This is a genomic window from Actinoplanes auranticolor, assembly GCF_018332655.1.
GTDB classification, from domain to species: domain Bacteria; phylum Actinomycetota; class Actinomycetes; order Mycobacteriales; family Micromonosporaceae; genus Actinoplanes; species Actinoplanes auranticolor.
Window position 1 is genome coordinate 80,595 of record NZ_BOQL01000013.1, and the last position, 16,891, is coordinate 97,485.

Consider the following 16,891-nt stretch of genomic DNA (forward strand, 5'->3'; position numbering starts at 1 on the left):
AGGAGAAACTGCATGGCCGGCAAGGTTCTCTTTCCTCGGGCACGTCCATCTGGCCAGCCAAGCTGGCGAAGCGGCGATCCCGCCCCTAGTTGCGATCAGTGCAGGTTTTCGTCTTCGCTGACGAGCGCAACGCATCGAGCGGCCCTGACGGCACGCGATCGTACGGCGTGCAGCATCCACCTGCCCTATACCAGCGTCGTCGCGGCACTAAGGGTCGTCGTCATGTTGTTGACCTCCTTCTCGGTGTTGCCGTAGAGATCACTCCACCAAGATCGACGACTTTGGATCAAGCTTCTAGCGTCGGCGGATCTGGGTCATCTTTGCCCAGTCCGACAGCTCGGATGGGACCGCGGCGAGCATCCGCTGCAGCATCCGGCGAGCGTCGGCCTCGTGGTCGAAGTAGTGCGTCACCTCGCGGCCGTCAGCACCGCCGGCTCGGCCGAGGACCTGCCAGCCGGTCTTGGTGCGGATCAGGAACACGTCGCGCCGGTTGAGGCCGTATCGCCTGTTGAACCAGTGCTCGACGCGTGCAGCCACACCCGTAGGTTAGAACTGACGTTCGATTGAACCAAGTCGGCGAATTACACCGATGTCATTCGTTTCCGCAGGTAGCGCCCTTGATCGTCCCGTCGTAGCGTCAAGGCGTGGAGCCCAAGGTCCAGCACGCGATGCAGACACCTGATGGTGGCTGGCGCGTCGAGATCGTCAAACGCGGGCGGACCCAGTGGTACCGGGTCATCCACGACGACAACATCATCGACTGGCTCAGCATCGCCGCCGTCCAGCGGATCCTCGGCGAAGCCGGCGTAGACATGGCTGACCTCACAGACGCTGCGGCATAACTGCAGGCGCCCACCTTCTCCATGCGGTAAGACTGGGCGATGACTTGGCAGGACATCCGCGCCTTACGGGCAGCGCCGACAGGGTTCGCCGTAAACGACAAGGGGCGGCAGGCACTATTTCAGGCGGCCCTCGGTCAGGCCGAAGAACTCGCCACGGCCGCAGCGGCGGTCGGCTACGCCGCCAGCCCTCTGCCGTTGTTCTACTCGCTGAGCCAGGCTAGCCGCGCCATCGTTGCCGCCCGCCACCAGGGAGTTAAGTACACGGTCAAGGGGCACGGTCTTCACTTCGACGTGGCGCACAGGCTTCCCGAGCGCGAGAGCACCGACCTGGATCGCACGCTGTACGGCAAGGTGTCCCCTCCCGCGCCGCCACGACCCGCGAAGACCTGCCCGCACTGCGACGAAGTCATCACTCCTGTTGGCCGCCCGACGAGGCAGGCATTCCAGGTTGTTGCAGAAGCGACCGAATCCGCGCAGCTGGCCGGGCCCGCTGAGCTTGGTGCGTTGTGGGCCGCGAACCCCGACCTCACCCATGTGCCGATCCCCGAGGGGTTCGGCCGCTGGCCGACCGTGTTGGACGCGCCGATGGGCGGCAACACGTCAGGACAGCACCCGCCGATCCCCACACTCGGCGAACCAATGGAGAAAACCCACGGCATGGTTTGGGCGCATCTCAACCTGCCCTTGATGACCGGCGGGGAGCTTGCTCAGGTACTCGAGCGGTATCCGACCCTGCGCGGAGCGTGCGGGCTGACCGAGGACTATGTGAGGGCTGGGGCTGGGGACGTGGTGGCGCTGACGTCCGGCGAGAACGAACCGGACCGGATCGCTGTCGTGACAGATGCGCCGGAGGACATCCCCGAGTCGACGCTGTGGAATCTGCGTGCTCTGATGTTCTCGGTGGTCGAGGTTGACACCACCTTGCCGGTTTGGCCGAGGCCGAATTTCCGCGGCTATGCCTCGCCGGCGGTTGGAGGAGGCCTGTCACCGTCGCCGCTGATGCTGTGGTGGGCGTTGCTGCTCGGACTGTCGAGCCTGGCCCGGTACCACCCAGCGGCGTGGGCTCAGGCAATCAACGTGGATTCATCGCGATTGGCGGTGCCGTTGCAGCAGGTCCTGGACGTAGCGGCCGATCGAGTACCCGTGCGGGTGCTCGCCGCCTTGCGTAGCTAGCGGCCCGCTTGAAGGAGTTATCCATAGGCTCGCCGAACGGCACGGCTTGGAGCTTCTGTTGCTTCTAGGTTCGGCCATGTCCAGCCCTACCGGAGGGACAACGCGGACTTCAGCACGGCCGCCGCATCGGTGGCTGCGGTGGTCAGCCGCAGCAGGCTCGATTGTGGCAGCTTCCCGACGCCAAGACCGGACTCCGCGGCGAGGCGGCTGAGGTTGCTGCGTTGGTCGTCGGTGATGCCCTCGATGGATTCACGGAAGCTGAGCACGTCACGTGCGGCGTACCCGTCTGCGGAGTCAATCGCGTCCTCGGCGGCGCGGTTGAGCAGCTCCGGCGCCACGTCAGGGCTGATGGTGTGGGCGAGGGTGGCGATGGTGAGCCCGAGTCTGGCGTGGTACGAGGCGTAGCCGGCCATGGGCTTACGCGCGGAGTACCTCGCGACGGCGGCGGTGAGGTACGGCGACATCAGGGCGTCGGTCGGGTCGGTGCACATGATTTGGAGGCATGCGGCAACCTCCTGTTCCCAGGGCTGTGTGGGGTCACTCTGGGCAAGCGATGCCCGACCTTCGGCAAGCTTCCCCGCCACGCAGTGCGCGATGATCGCGGCTTGGCGACCTTCCATCAGGTGAATCCCGATGCCCTTATAGCGCCGCGCATGCTCTGCGGCCTCCGCCCAACGGCCGGCCAGGCCGAGAGCGCGCACGCCCTCGCCGATGAGTTGGAGCCAGGTCCATTCGCGGAGTTCTCGGTGTTCGCTGGTCGCGCCGACGAGGTTGGCGGTGGGCAACGTCTGGGCGCTGACAACGAGGTCGGTGCCTCGGATGACGGCGTGGAACATCGCTTTCAGGAGGTGCATGGCGGTGTTGCCGTCGTTTGCGCGCAGGTCGAGGCGGGCCAGGTTCAGTACCGGTTCGAGCAGGTATCGGCCTTCGAGGACGGTCAGTGGTCGCGGTAGGCGGCGGTGTGCGTCGATGTGCTGCCAGCACAGGTGCCGGGCAAGGTCGGCCATGCCGCTGTCGCTGGCGATCAGTGCGGCCTTGTTCAGCGCGTGCGCCGCGTCGGCCATGCCGTCCTCGGCCTTGTCTCTGGCGGTCTCGACGGCGTGTTCAATCTCTCTGAAGCGCAAGGTCAGCGCGGGGCATGCGGGGCGGGGACGGCCGAGCAGGGGGAAGCGGCGGACGACGGCGGCGAGGGGCGCGGATGGCAGCATGGTTAGCTCCGGGGCAGGACGGCGGCCTTCGCGGCGTGTGCGAGGGCGCCTTGGGCGTGGGCGGACAGGCCGAGCCTGTTCCAGTGGAAGATCACAACCTGGGCCAGAATGCTGCGCAGACCGCGATCGAGGCTGCCGGTGGTGGCGGCGTCCCCGAGGTGGCGGCCGGCGTGGATGAATGCGGACAGCCAGGGCGCGGCAAATGCGACCGGCCCGGTTGGGGCGAACAGCGGCATGTCGGGCCGAACTTCGACGGCGAGCAGTGGCCGCATCTGCGTCGCGAGCGTGAGGACGCGCTCGGTGTCGGTCTCGGCGGGGATGGGTCGCATCTGGGCTACTCGGTCGAAGACGTCCCCGGCCTCGAACCAGTCCAGCCCGGCGTGTTGCTGCAATGCGCGGATGAGAAGGAGTGACAGTTCGCGGCGGCCCAGCTTCGGCGTCTGCTGGACGGCGTAGGTGAGGACGCCTCGGCTGTCGGCGCAGAACAGCTCATGCACGACAGTCATCGCGTTTTCGCCGCCGAAGGCAGCGGTTTCCGGCTCGTAGATGCTCGGCCGCCAGCCGTCGATTGTGCAGGCCGCAACGAGGTCGTCGAGCGCAGCGGCGACCGCATGATGATGGTCCGTTCGTACGCGCAGCCGCCAGTCCGGGTGTTTGCGCAGGAACCACCAGGCGGCGTGTCCGGCATCGAGCTGGTTCAGGCGTGGTGCGACACGTTCGGCGAAGGTCGCTTCCATGCTCGGCCAGTCTGTTGGTGTGATCCGTGCCTGGAACCAGGCCCGCTCGTGGCGGAGTTGCAGGGCGGCCCGTCCGGCGGCGCGGTAGGTCTCCACCGCGTCGGTGAGGTCCACACCATTAACAGCGGAGCGTTCGACCGCCGTGCCAGCGAGGACCGCCTCCACGCGGGCGGCGAGCTGGCCGGAGGGCAGAGTCAGGCGATCAGCAAGCATGCATCCCACCTCGATTGCGGCGGCTGGCCGGTGCGGATGGTTTGCGTGGTGAGGGCGACGCCGGTGTTCCCGGTCAGGAATCCGGTGTCCCCGCCGTGTTCGGCATCGGTGATCAGCGCGGCGAGGGCGGGGAGCTGCTCCGCGATGACGTGGTTGGTGGTGTCGGCGGCGGCGCGGTAGGCGGTCTGGTAGAGCCCGGCGAATCCGTGGCAGATGCCGGTGTCGGTGAGCATGCCGAGCTGTGGCCGGGTGAGGCACGCGGCGAGGGTGAGTTCGGCCGTGGTCTTGCGGGTGCGGTCGCCGGTGGCGATGGCGGCGAGTTGCTGGGCTCGGGCGATGCCCGCAGCGCCGTAGCACCACGACGGCCGACCGGGGCCGTCGTGGGTAGGGCGGCCGGTGCGCAACTGGTCACGGGTGATCCATTGCGGCCACCACACGCCGGACGCGGAATCCTGTCGCCATTGGTCGAAGAAGGCGCAGAGCCAGCCGATCGCCTCGTTCTGTCCCTCGACGGTGTGGCCGTGGCGGGCGGCGTGGGCGAGGAACGCGAGCAGCCCGGCCGCGCCGTGCGCCATGCCCAGGTTGGCGTGCCCGCCCGGGGTCGGGAGAAGCGGGTCGGGGTCGTGGTCGACCCACCAGCCCGGTACGTGCACCCCGTCGTGGTAGCGGGGTTGGACCATGCGGACCACGTAGCGCAGCACATCGCCCAGCTCGTCGCTGCCGGGTGCGCAACGCATGAGCAGGACGCCGACGCCGATCAACCCGGTGAACAGGTCATATTCGGCGAAGGTGGCGGCACGATCCTGTCGAAGGCGTTCGCCGGCTGCGGTGAGGCGTCGCCGGGTGAGTCGCCGGACATGCACGTCGAGAGCTTGCCGGGCGGCCGGGAAGCGCTCGCACCCATCGGCCGTGGTGGTGTGGAGCAGGAAGGCGATGGCGGGCGCACCGTAGTAGAGGCCGGTGTGCGTGCCCGCGTCGACTCGTCCGGCCGTGGCCTGCTTGATCAGGCGTTGCGCGGTGGCCCAGGTGTCGGCGCCGTTGAATGCCTGTTCGATCGCCAGCAGGGCGTGACCGGCAGTCCCGAAGGCCAGTGATTGCGCAGCAGCCTCGTCGCGGGTGAGGGTCACCGCGCCGGCGGCGGTCATCGTGTACCGGCCAGGGCGAGGCGCCGCATCGCCGCCGCTCGGGCCAGGTGGCCGGTCTTGCGCTCGAACTCCGGGTCCACGCCGACCGCGCGGACGTGGTGGTCGTGCAGCAAGGTGGGCAGCACGTCCATCGGGTCGCGGTTCGGTCGGAGGCTGGCGTGGTAGGCGCGTAAGGCGGTGTTCCGGGCGAGCCAGGCGTGGGCGACGGTGTCGCCGCCGGGCAGCTCCCGCAGGCGGGCGTACTCGCTGGTCGGGTCAGCGAGGGCGCGGGCCAGGTCGCTGAGGGCGCGGTCGGCCGGGTCGGTGCGCTGGTGGAGGCAGGTCAGCAGCGCTTCGTACCCGGACAGGGGGTCGGTGGCCAGTCCGGCGGCGAGCTGGACCATGGACGCGGCGGCGAGTACCTGTCCGGCGATGCCGGTGTGCGTGGCGAGGCGGACTTGGTTGATGGCCGCGGTGGTGTCGGCGGCGAAAACATCCTCGGCCATCTCGAGCGCCGGTCCGTCGCCGTAGCGGGCGGGCTGTTCGTGGTACGCGGTGAACACCAGCTCGGCGGGCAGCCCTCGTGCATACAGGTCGGCGGCGAACTCGGCGAGCCGGGCGGCGACCGGGCCGTACGCGGTCGGCGCGTCGAGCCGGAACATCACGGATACGTGCTGGTCGGCGTCGACGCGGATCATGTCGCGGTGGCGGCTCACCCACCACCGCTGCACCCCGAGCCCGGCCAGGCTGGCACCGAGATCTGGGATGTGATGGGCGATGAGGTCGTCGAAGCGGGCGGGGTTGCCGATCAGTCGGGCGTGCACGACGGCGGACCCGCCGGGGCGGTGCGTCTGACCCGGCGGGGTGGTTGCCGGTAGCGGCCGTGCCGCTGGGTGGGTCAGGGTCATCGGGATGAGCAGCTCGGCGGGTCGGCCGAGCCAGCCGTTTGCGTCGGTGGGGCCGTCTTCGCGCAGTTCAAGCCGGTCGGTGCGGGCCAGCCGGGTCCTGAGCAGCGCACGGTCGAGGGGTTGGTCGAGGTCGACGGGCAACCGGAGCTCGTCATGGCAGGCGATCACGCGGGCCGGTATCCGCCACCGCTGCCGCCACCGGCCGAGAGCCTCGTCCCACCGCTGGTCACCGTCGTGAGCTGCCGTGGCGTCAGCCGGATGGGGGGCGTTGGTGAGGTCGTCGGCTGTCAGCAGCCAGCGGGCCGGGGCCAGGACGGTGCGCCGGTAGCGGATGCGGGGCGTGTAGGGCAGCGTCCGGGCCGGGGCGCCGAGATCCAGCGGACCGAATACGGCACTACGGGCGTCGGCGACCTCGGCGATGAACCTCGCCAGTGGCGGGGTCTGCACGGTGGTGTCCAACGCGTGCGGGATGTGCGCGATGACCCGCTGGCCGGTCGAGACGCAAACCAGGTAGAGCTGGTCGGCGTCGGCGGTGACGGCGAGGTCATCGACGCTGATCACGTCGCCGTCCGGGTGCTCCGACAACGACACCACCGAGGAGATCAGCCGGCCGACCCGAACAACGTTCTCGTTGTGCACACGCCGGGAAGGAAACGACAGCTGCACCGCGACAACGTCTCCCTCCTCGGCGGGCGGCGCAAAGGAGTGGGCGAGGCGTTCGCGGTCGGCGGGGTCGAGCAGGTACGCGAAGCGTCCCGCCATGCTGGTATGGGCTCGGGGTGCCCCCGCGATGTGCAGCTCGAAGTCGCCGCGGTCGACAGCCTCGGGCGAGGCCGCGTGCACGGTGACGCCCAGCTCGATCCGCGACGGCCAGACGGCCGCCGTGGAGTCGCCCACCGTCAGAGCCTCGACGTCGGTGTCCGACAGAACGATCTCAGCGGCGCCGTCCAGCATCGCCTGCTGGATGAGGGCCAGCAGGCGCGCGTCGCGTTCGGTGAGGACTCGCCACGCCGGCCGCGCCCGGGGCGCGCCGAGGTAACCGGACGGGTAGCCGAGCCCGGAGTCCGCCACGAGATCGCGGACCGGGACCAGCGCGCCCGGACCGTACCGGGCGCGGAACCGGGCGTGATAGTCCAGCCATGAGGCTGATCCGAACGGCTGGGTGGACAGCCGCACCAGAAGGCCGGCGGCGCGGACGGCCTCGTCGAGTACGGCTTGGGGAATGCTGACCTCAGCATCGAGCCGGACGTCCACAGCCAGCGGCGGCTTGTCCGTCGGAACGATCACACTCATCCGCGCCGCTACCTCAGCGCGGATCGCCGCCTGCTGCCGCGGGTCAGCGAATTCGTTGTGGCCGATGAGCTTAGTCTGGACCGCGCTGAGCTGGTCGGCGAGCGCCGCGACGTCGGACAGCCGCCCGAGGTCTACGGCGCCCAGCACGGCAAGGAGATGGGCCAGCCCGTCCGCGGCCGTCAGCGGAGGACGCAGATTCGTGATCAGGACATGGCCGTCGATCAGAGCGTGCAGCATCGACTCGATCGTGACCCGTTTGCCGTGGGGAAACTGAGCCCAGATCAGCTCGGTCAGACGGTCGAAGCGTTCCGGGCAGCTGGCGACCGCGAGGATCGTCCGGACGGCGCGGGTGTAGCGGGTGGACGTCTCCTGGACCGGCCCGGGAGTGCGCTGCCCGGGGTCGGCGCGGCCGGCGACGATGAAGCGACCGTCGCGCACGAAGCCGCCGCTGTCGGCGACGACCATCAGCATCTGGCGCAGACCGTGATGGGCCTCCAGACGGTCGACCACTTGGGCGAGCCAATCCGCGTCGACGCGGGCGACGGCCCGGTGCTCGTCGCCGAACCTCGCTGCGGTGGGACCAACTGTCGTGGTGCTCACCCCGGCGAACAGGCCGAACGGGGTAGCCCGCCGCTGCCAGCGCATCAGATAGGACGCGGTCGACAAGACCGCACCACGGACCACTTTCATCGTCAGTGGCCGATCACCGTCGAGGAGCTGCTCCACGCGGGCGACGAGATCAGGGCTGGCCATCGAGATGGCGTCGCGGGTCTCGGGCGACCAGATCGTGAACAGCCAGGCCAGCCCACGCCCGGGGCTGGACAAGTCCGGCGGCGCGAAGGTGCCAGGGGCGGTGCTGGCCCGGACCAGCACCGGGCCGCCCGGCCGATACCGGCGGTCAAGGATCGCCATGCCGAACCTCCATGCAATGAGGGGTTGGGGGGGGGCGCCGGAGCCCGCACCGTCGTGCGGGCTCCGGCAGTGGGAGGTCGGTTTGCCGGGTTAGCGCGGGTCGTACGAGGACGTGCTGCACGCACTGGTGCCGCACGTGTTGCCGCAGCCGTCGCTGGTGCTGCACATCATGATCACCAGCGGCGTCGTGACCTCTACCACCCGCATGTCCAGCTCGAAGTCGTCCTCGGTGACAGCCTCGACGGGGGCGTCGAGGACCGCAGTCGGCGGAGCCATCGACATCACTCTCCTAACGGTGGGGAAGGGGTGTGGACACCTGGTCCGTGCGGCGTTGCGCGCGCTGCTCAGCCGTGGGCGGGCCAGGAGATCGTGATGGCGCCGTGCGTCTTGGTCATGACGGTGGCGTCGGCGGAAATCGAGGAGTGGTCGCTGCCGGTGGGCCAGTACGCGAACGAGGGTTCAGCGTGGCGACCGTCGCGGTCCCATGCTTGGATCTGCTCCACCAACGCCGCAGCGGCCAGCTCGCCGTCGCGGCCGTAGGCCCGGGCGCCGAACTCGACGCCGGCCCCGCCGAGGGCGGGACGCACCGCCAGATACGCGAACGCCGACCCTCGGACGACGCCGAACGGGAACCAGGAGCCGCGCTCGGCGGCCAGGTCGGTGCCGTCGTCAACCGCCAGGAGGCAGAAGCCCGGTAGGTACCAGGCGAACCACAGATGAAGGTCCGCGAACGACGTCTGATGTTTGATCGTCGCCCCGGACCACACGTCGGTCCGTTCCGTGGCGAGCACGCCGTCGAGGTTGCCCAGGTCAGCTGGGACATCGGAGTCGAACCGGAGCTTGACGTTGTTGCCGTTCGGGTCGGGCAGCAGGAACACCCGCTCGGCGTGCTGCCCGGCACCCTGCATCGGCACGAACCCGGCGACCTCGGTCGACGTGCTGACTAGGTGATCACCGTCGCGGCGGAAGCCGATTGTGCGGGTGACACCGTTCATGATCAGCGGCAGGACGAGCACACCATCGTCGGCCAGGTCGTTCAGCCAGGAGGGTTCGATGTCCCATGCCCCTACCGTGACGATGATGGCGTCGAACGGGCCTTCGTCGGGTACGCCGTGCGCTGCGTCGACGGCGGTGACGGTGACCCTGCCGGCGTAGCCGTTCGCGTCGAGCAGTCGCGTGGCGCGTTCGGTGACCTCGGGGTCGATGTCCACGCTGACCACGTGGCCCTTCTCGCCGACAATCTCGGCGATGTAGGCGGCGTTGAGCCCACCACTGCCGATCTCCAGCACCGTCATGCCCGGTTGCAGTTCGGCTTGCTCCAGCATCCGCGCCTGGATGTATGCAGCCGACACCGACGAGATCGCCACCCCATGCTCATCGCGCTTGGTCACCACCGAGCGGTCCACGCCATACGCGACGTCGAGTGCGACCTCGTCCGGCATGAAGCGCTCGCGGGCCACCGCCCGAAACGCCGCCTCAACGGCTGGACTGGTGATCTTCCGATCAGCGCGGAGCGTCTCCACGAGCGCAGTACGCAGCTCACCCGCATGGTCAGCGTTCGACGTGCCGACGTGTTCAGCGGTCACCCGCTTCCGTGGCTGGATGGCGCTATCGGACTCAGCGGTTGAGTCAGTCATGGCCTTTCCCCTCATCACTGGCATGTTGTGAACAACGGACTTGACAACAGTCACGGCACCGCTGGCGGCCGGTGAACCGCGCCGTCGTTAACGCGAAGCCTGGCCCACCCGTGCCTTGGCCACGGTGCAGTACGGCGCTCCACCTCCACGGGGCCGGCGGACAACGAACTCTTCACCGTGAACAGGTGGCGGTGGTGCGAGGCCACCCCATCGCAGCAGTCAGGGCCAGGACAGGCGTGGCACCGTCGAGCAGGGGCAGCCACCGGCGTCGTGAGGTCGTGTGGTCTCTGGCGGGCAGAGTCATACCTCGAGCAGACCCTTTCGAATGGCGGGTAGACAGGCGCTGTAAGCCAGGAAGCGTCCTGAACGTCCGTGGCGGCCAACGGCTGGTCACGGCGGGGTACCGGCGGAAGACAGCAGAAAGGATTCCGGCTCGGCGTCGGTGCCCAACGACACGCCGTGGTCCTGGTAGCCGCTGCGCAGCAGCCATGAGCGCAGCGGCTGGTCGTGGACTTCGGTGTAGAGGGTGCGGCCTTGGCGGTTGTTGAGCAGGCGTTGGCGGTGCAGGAGCAAGTCGGTGACGGCGCGGGCGTGGTGGCCGGGCCGGGCGCCGAGGCACGCCAGATGCTGGTGCGGGTGCCTGGCGGGAACGGCCACGACCAGATCGATGGTGTGCAGGCGGTTCAGCAGGTCGTCGACGCCGGTGCGCCGGGTTCTCGTTACGGGTGGGACGGGGCTGTGGGGGTGGTCGATCCAGCAGGCGACTCCGTCGATCCGCTCGCCGCTGACGGCGAGATCCACACGGCCGAAATACACGCTGGTGGTGAGCAGGTCCGCGAACGTGGCTCCGCGTCCGGTCGTGGCGCTGCCGAGCAGCCGGCCGGTGGGGCTGGCGAGGATCGCCCGGTAGAGCAGAGCGGCGGCGGTGGTGATGTCGTCGGTGTCGGCGGTGCGCAGGGTGGCGATCACGGAAGTCGACCGATCGCGGCGTAGGCGACCGCCAGCTCGGCGGTGGCCTGGGGTTGCGGGTCGCGGTCGGGATGCCAGTCGACGGTTGATACCAGGCCCGGCTCGATGAGGGCGAGTCCGTCGAGGAAGGCGGCGACGTCGCTACGGGTGCGGGCCTTGAACGGTCCGTGCTCCATGCTGGCCGCCATGGCGGCCAGGCGCGCGGCGGTGTCCGGTTCCAGCGGGTCGAAGGTGACATGGGTCAGCGCGACGTACGAACCGGGCGCCAGCACAGTCTTGATGCGGTTGACCGCGGCGTAAGCCTGCCGGTCGTCGACGACGAAATGCAAGACAGCCAGGAGCAGGACCGCAATCGGCTGGTCGAAGTCGAGGACGTCTCGGGTGGTCTTGTCCTCCAAGACGGGGTCGATGTCGGTCAGGTCACCGGCCACGAACTCGGTGACGCCTTGCGGGTCGCCGACCAGCAGGGCGCGGGCGTGAGCGCCGACCAGCTCGTCGGAGTCGACGTAGACGATGCGACAGCTGGGGTCGATGCTCTGGACGATCTCGTGGACGTTGGGCTCGTGCGGAAGCCCACATCCGATGTCGAGGAACTGCCGGACCCCGCGCTGGGCGAGGTAGGCGACCTGACGCTCCAGGCACCGGCGTAGCTCCGCCGCGGCCAGGCGGATGCTCGGCAATGCCTCCTGAAGCCGCGCCGCGGACTGGCGGTCGGCCGCGAGGTTGTCCTTGCCGCCTTGCAGCTCGTCGTAGCGGCGCGCTGGCGACGGGCGGGAAAAGTCGAGCGGATCACCACCGACACACGCGACGTGGTGCTCCACCTCCCGTTGGTGCTCGGCAGTGGAGCCAGCGGGGTTGGGCGGGCCGGATGCGGGATGGGCCATGGTGATCGGAGTCCTTGGCTCTCAAGTGTGCTGTGCTGGGGGAGGCGATGGCGCTAGTACGTTCTGGCTGAGGAAAACGGCGACCATGAAGTGGACGTACTTGTAAACGCGGGGCGACGATCGGCTATCGCGGGGCGTGTGTCGGTTCGACGCCGTCACGCCTCATGCCGGAAACCCGCCCGCGATGAGGAGCGGGCTCCTGTCCTTCTGGTCGGTCGTCGTCCTGGGCCGGCTGGATGAGACCGTGTGCTATCCGTTTCGGGCGGGTCGCCACATGCGGTACAGCACCGTGTCGTCGGTGACCGCGATGGTGGACGGGCTCATGTCCCGGTAGCCGTGCCGGCGGTACAGCGCCCGGTTTTGCAGCCCGGTCGCTTCCAGATAGGCCGGGATGCCGTCGGCGTCGAGCCGGGCATGGGTGTGATCCATCAGCCGCCCACCGAGTCCTTGGCTCCACCGATCAGGGCGCACAGCGAGGAACAACAGGTGCCAGTGCGGATCGCTCGGGTGGTGGGCTTCCATCTGCAAGTCGAGGTGCTGGAACCGGGGCAGATGATCACCGGCGAGCTCCGCCAGATGCTTGTCGTAGCCCTCGGGCTCTCTGACCTCACGAGTGCGGTCGAACCAGACGGCGGCGGCGGTGGCGTCGTTGGTCACGACGACCTGCCCCGCCCCGCCGATGGCGTGAGTGATGTACAGCCGGTACCAGTCTCGGGCGACCGTCCGGCGACGGCCGGGGTCGGGGACGAGGTAGTGGATGACCTTCAGGTGGTCGAACGCGTCGGCGACGATGTCGGCCACGGTGCCGATGTCATCGGGTCCGGCGAGGCGCAGCGTCGGGGTGGTGTCGGTGCTGGTCATGGGTGCGCCCTTTCGGGTCAGAGGATGGCAGAAAGGCCGGAGGTCGATGCGGTGGCGCTGCGGGCGCCGCGACCGATGCCCTCGTAGACCTCCGGTCGCGTGCGTTGGAGGATCAGCCCCCAGGCGGTACCGGCGGCGAAGATCGCCACCAGGGCGAGGGGCACGATGCGAGCGGGCCCGGTGCCGGGGGTGACGCCGAAGAGCCCGGCGAGGTTGTCGACCGCCAGATAGGCCACGACTAGCAGGACGACCGTGGCGAGCAGCGGCGCGATGCGGCGCTGCCACAGGCTTTCGCCGTGTCTTTCCCGGGCGAAGAACGCGATCACGGCGATGCTGGTCAACGTGTAGAGCAGCAGCACACCGAGCCCGCCGGTGGTCGAGCCCCAGTAGAACAACTGGACCAGGGGGTCCCAGCCGGCCACGGCGAAGACGATCAGCACGACCAGGGCGAGGCCGGTCTGGGCCAGGGACGCGTTGCGGGGTGCGCCCTTGATCGTGGTCCGGCCGAGCACCCGGGGTAGGACACCTTCACGGCCCAGGGCGAAGGTGTAGCGGGTGATGGCGTTGTGGAAGGCCAACATCGCCGCGAACGTCCCTGTGCCGAGCAGAATCTTCCCCAGGGTGATCGAACCTTGTCCGAGCATGACCGCGGCCTGGTTGAAGAACAGATCCGCGCCCTCAGCGCTCGCCCGGTCGACCGGCTGTGGGCCGGCGGCAGAAATCTGCACCCAGGACGCCAGCGCGTAGGCGGCGCCGATGACGGCGATGGTCACGTACGTCGCGACCGGGATGGTGCGTTTGGGGTCTTTGCTTTCCTCGATGTAGACCACCGATTGTTCGATCCCGGCGAACGAGGTGGCTCCCAGCACAATCAGCACGCCGAGAGCGGAGCCGGACAGGTCCGTGACGTTGATGGCCGCGCCGGAAAATGTGAACCCTGGAGCGAGCATGATCGCCAGGCTGTACAGCGCGACGAGGGCCGTTTCGGCCACGACCAGGACCACCAGCATGTAGCCGGCCACTTTGACCTCGTTGGCTCCGAGAATCGCCACCAGCGCCCACGCCAAGACGGCGGGAATGAACCAGTGCACATCGAAGCCAAGCCAGTCGCTGAGCAGCGGCGCGCCGATCGCCGCGCTGAACGCGCCGTAGCAGCACAACTGGAAACTGTTGTACGTCGCCAGGGCGAACCAGGAGGTGCCGACACCGAAAGGGCGACCCAGGCCGTGGGCGACGTAGGCGTAGAACGCGCCAGCGTTCGGGATGTGCCGGGCCATCGCCAGATACCCGACGGCGTAGATCATCAGAAGTCCGGCCACGGCGAGGATCGCGATCGGGAAACCGAGCAGGCCGGTCGCCGCCAACGCGAGCGGGACGACCAGGGTGATCACCGTCAGCGGAGCCACGCTCGAGGCAATGGCCGAGCCGATCGCGAACGGGCCAAGCCGGTTACGCGCGAGGGCGTGCGACACGCTGGTCTGGACGACAGAGGGAGGTGCGGACACCGGGGGTTCCTCCTGCAAAGGGGATGACAGCTGGGGTGGTGCCGTGAGAATTGCGGTGATGATGGGAGTCAGCGCATGGCGGCTTCACCGACAGCGGCGTCGGCCGCGCGCAGCAGCTCACGGAGCATCGCCTTGATGCCCGGCTTGCCCGCGTCGCTCAGACCTGCCTGGATCTGCTGGGTAAGCAAGGACCGTTCGTACGGCGACAGGGTCGCCAGCGCGTGGTGGTGTAGGCCGGTGGCCAGGAACAGCCCAGCGAGGAACACCTTCGGCCAGGGCAAGGTTCGTCCGGTCTGCACGGCGTTGGTGATCGTGTTAGCCGGCGTACCGGAGGCGAAGGAATCACACGGCACGTACCGTGCCGTGGTGCCGCGGAACAGCCGGCGGTGCTCTTCACGCCGGACCAGGCCAATGCGAGACAGTCGGTCGAGGACCCTCGTCTCCGCCCGCTGTTCGTAGGCCAGGTACGCCATCCACACGCTGAGCTGATGGCCGCGCAAACGGTGCCGGTTTTCTTCTGTGACCGGCGGCGGCCAGCCCCGCTCCGATGCTCGTGGCCCCCACTCCTCGTGCGCTCGCGCCGTCGTTCGCACCGAAGCCGGCGGCGCTGAAGGCAGCCAGGTCCGCTCTTCAGCCTCGATCTTGACCAACACCGGACGCAAGGCCGGATCCTCCGGCAGCTCACCCGTACTGCGGAAGAGCTCGCCCTCACGCAACTCCAGGAATCGACCATGCACCAGCTCGGCCAGCAGCCCGGCCGCCAGCCCAACCCCTAACGGCCGACTACCGATCAGGCAAGAGCCCTTGACGCCGTCATGCGCCGCAAGCCACAGGTCATCGGTGAGCCGTGTCGGCTCCGCTGACGGCATGACAATGTCCCTTCCGCGCATATACCTTGTCGACGTTGTGGATTGATGAGATGCCCGGCTCAGGTATTACGGTTTACAGTGGAGCTAAGGACGAGCTGGTCAAGCCGGTATCGCCGGTCGCTTGCCGTCAACAATCACAGAACGACAGGACTGCAGGCAGGTGGCATTAGTCGGTGTTTTGATCGGCGTTTTTAAGGCGTCCCGGCTGTGGAGAAGGCGAAGCTCGCGCCTGTGTGTCGTTGGCGGACCGGGCAAGTCCAGTACAGAAGCTTGCCGCAATATGGGTGAGGCAGACTTGTCTGGTGATTCCGTCGCTGCCATCCTGGCCTCACGCACGGCCGCGGCGGTACGTCGTGCCGGCGTATTGGTCGGAGAGCAACGAACCGGGGGAGGTCCGGCGGGCTGTGGCGCTGCATGACGAAGTGCCGAACGACATGCTGATGCGCGCTCGGCGACGTCTGCGCTCGCCATCAGGGTCCGGCCGGGAGATGTCGCGTCAGGAGCTGGCCGATGCGGTAAACCGCTACCTCTGGAGCCGGTATCACATCACATCAGAACTTGACGCCACGTACATCGGCCATCTCGAACAGGGCAGGCACCGCTGGCCTCAGGCACGGCGGCGCGATGCCTTTCGCGAAGTTCTGGGAGCCGCCACGGATGCCGAACTAGGCTTCTACATCAACCGCCGGGCCAGACGGTCCAGAGCCGAGGAGGCGGATGGCGACGTGAAGCGGCGCACGCTGTTGCAGCAGTTCGTCGCTGCAGCGTCCCCGCAAGCGGCTTCCCTAGTCGCGACCCTTACCGCCTACCCGAACAGAGACTCCGCCGCAGGCACTGACAGCCATGCCAACGTCGATAGCCTGAACGGGCGAGTGGTCAAGGTCCGTGCTGCTTATCAGAGTGGTCGGTACGCGACCGCCTTCGCGCAGCTACCCGGCCTGATCAACGAGCTACAGACCGTGGTGCCGGGGACGGAACCGCTTCAGCGGCGATGGCAGACGGTCACGGCGGAGGCCTATCAAGTGGCCAGTGGATTGCTCCTCAAGGCCGATGAAGCCGCCTTGGCCCTGGTCGCCGCCGACCGCAGTATCACCGCGGCCCACGCCAGCGGCAGCCCGCTGTCCATCGGCTCCAGCGCCCGCGCTGTCGTGCACACGCTCCTCGCCAGCGGTCATCCTGGGCGCGCCGCCCACCTTGCGGTGACCGCTGCCCAACAACTCGAGCGAACGGCTGGGGCACCTTCCATCGATTCGTTGTCGCTTTACGGCGCTCTGCTACTGCGCGGCGCCATCGCCGCCGCGCGAGATGAGGACAGGCAACTCGCCCACGACCTTCTCGACGAAGCGGCCACTGTGGGGCGCTTTGTCGGTCAGGACGGCAACGCGCACTGGACGGCTTTCGGCCCTACCAACGTTGAGCTGCATCAGGTCGCCGTAGCCGTCTGTCTTGGCGACGCCGGCGAGGCGATCGACATTGCCTCCCACGTTGATCTGACACCGATCGTCCTCGCGGAACGTAAGGCCGCATTCGTCATCGACGTCGCGCACGCATTCACCCAATGGGGCAAATACGACAAGGCGCTGGATGCCGTGCGCACCGCCGAGTCATATGCACCAGAGGAGGTCCGCTCCCGCCGGTCGGTTCACCGCCTCATCGGTGAGATTGCCGAACGCGGTCCGATCAGGCTGCAGCGAGACGCGCGGGCGTACGGCGTCAGTATCGGTGTCCTTCTGTGAGACCCTAGTAAATAAGGGTT

15 protein-coding genes are annotated in these 16,891 nt (G+C 68.3%); 3 read left to right on the top strand and 12 right to left on the bottom strand.

The features are described from left to right. Window positions 1–294: 294 nt before the first annotated feature. Complete coding sequence (locus Aau02nite_RS05700; RefSeq protein WP_212987249.1) at window positions 295–537, bottom strand: hypothetical protein; 243 nt, start codon at window positions 535–537, stop codon at window positions 295–297. Window positions 538–644: 107 nt separating this feature from the next. Here Aau02nite_RS05700 and Aau02nite_RS05705 point away from each other — a divergent pair, with 107 nt between their 5' ends. Then, the gene (locus Aau02nite_RS05705) at window positions 645–842 is read left to right on the top strand and encodes a hypothetical protein (protein ID WP_212987250.1); all 198 of its coding nucleotides are present in this window, start codon (window positions 645–647) and stop codon (window positions 840–842) included. A 39-nt stretch (window positions 843–881) separates the two neighbouring features. After that, window positions 882–2,015 (top strand): YaaC family protein, encoded by a 1,134-nt coding sequence (locus Aau02nite_RS05710; RefSeq protein ID WP_212987251.1) that lies wholly within the window; start codon window positions 882–884, stop codon window positions 2,013–2,015. 86 nt (window positions 2,016–2,101) lie between these two features. Here Aau02nite_RS05710 and Aau02nite_RS05715 read toward each other — a convergent pair whose 3' ends face one another. The 11 genes from Aau02nite_RS05715 to Aau02nite_RS05765 form a co-directional block, all read right to left on the bottom strand. Further along, a complete protein-coding gene (locus tag Aau02nite_RS05715) occupies window positions 2,102–3,223 on the bottom strand; it encodes a hypothetical protein (protein WP_246594931.1) in 1,122 nt (373 codons plus the stop codon). Window positions 3,224–3,225: 2 nt separating this feature from the next. Continuing rightward, complete coding sequence (locus Aau02nite_RS05720) at window positions 3,226–4,173, bottom strand: thiopeptide-type bacteriocin biosynthesis protein (protein ID WP_212987252.1); 948 nt, start codon at window positions 4,171–4,173, stop codon at window positions 3,226–3,228. Then, entirely contained in the window at window positions 4,155–5,318 is a 1,164-nt protein-coding gene (locus Aau02nite_RS05725) for a lanthionine synthetase C family protein (protein ID WP_212987253.1), read from the bottom strand. The genes Aau02nite_RS05720 and Aau02nite_RS05725 overlap by 19 nt, the downstream gene beginning before the upstream one ends. Further along, window positions 5,315–8,410, bottom strand: a complete 3,096-nt coding sequence (locus Aau02nite_RS05730; RefSeq protein ID WP_212987254.1) for a lantibiotic dehydratase — start codon at window positions 8,408–8,410, stop codon at window positions 5,315–5,317. The genes Aau02nite_RS05725 and Aau02nite_RS05730 overlap by 4 nt, the downstream gene beginning before the upstream one ends. A 90-nt stretch (window positions 8,411–8,500) precedes the next feature. Next, entirely contained in the window at window positions 8,501–8,686 is a 186-nt protein-coding gene (locus Aau02nite_RS05735; protein ID WP_246594932.1) for an FxLD family lanthipeptide, read from the bottom strand. 68 nt (window positions 8,687–8,754) lie between these two features. Beyond that, window positions 8,755–10,062, bottom strand: a complete 1,308-nt coding sequence (gene fxlM, locus Aau02nite_RS05740) for a methyltransferase, FxLD system (protein ID WP_246594933.1) — start codon at window positions 10,060–10,062, stop codon at window positions 8,755–8,757. Between the two features lie 375 nt (window positions 10,063–10,437). Beyond that, the gene (locus tag Aau02nite_RS05745) at window positions 10,438–11,016 is read right to left on the bottom strand and encodes a hypothetical protein (RefSeq protein ID WP_212987256.1); all 579 of its coding nucleotides are present in this window, start codon (window positions 11,014–11,016) and stop codon (window positions 10,438–10,440) included. Beyond that, window positions 11,013–11,900, bottom strand: coding sequence for an SAM-dependent methyltransferase (locus tag Aau02nite_RS05750; RefSeq protein ID WP_212987257.1), 888 nt, complete (start codon window positions 11,898–11,900; stop codon window positions 11,013–11,015). Before Aau02nite_RS05750 ends, Aau02nite_RS05745 begins: the two co-directional genes overlap by 4 nt. 249 nt (window positions 11,901–12,149) lie before the next feature. Next, window positions 12,150–12,761: a GNAT family N-acetyltransferase gene (locus Aau02nite_RS05755; protein ID WP_212987258.1), complete on the bottom strand. Its 612-nt coding sequence runs from the start codon at window positions 12,759–12,761 to the stop codon at window positions 12,150–12,152. Window positions 12,762–12,778: 17 nt separating this feature from the next. Next, window positions 12,779–14,266, bottom strand: coding sequence for an APC family permease (locus Aau02nite_RS05760; RefSeq protein ID WP_246594934.1), 1,488 nt, complete (start codon window positions 14,264–14,266; stop codon window positions 12,779–12,781). 68 nt (window positions 14,267–14,334) lie between these two features. Beyond that, complete coding sequence (locus tag Aau02nite_RS05765; RefSeq protein WP_212987259.1) at window positions 14,335–15,135, bottom strand: GOLPH3/VPS74 family protein; 801 nt, start codon at window positions 15,133–15,135, stop codon at window positions 14,335–14,337. Window positions 15,136–15,539: 404 nt separating this feature from the next. On the opposite strand from Aau02nite_RS05765, the gene Aau02nite_RS05770 reads away from it, so the two are divergent. Beyond that, the gene (locus Aau02nite_RS05770; protein ID WP_212987260.1) at window positions 15,540–16,871 is read left to right on the top strand and encodes a hypothetical protein; all 1,332 of its coding nucleotides are present in this window, start codon (window positions 15,540–15,542) and stop codon (window positions 16,869–16,871) included. The last annotated feature ends 20 nt before the right edge of the window (window positions 16,872–16,891 follow it).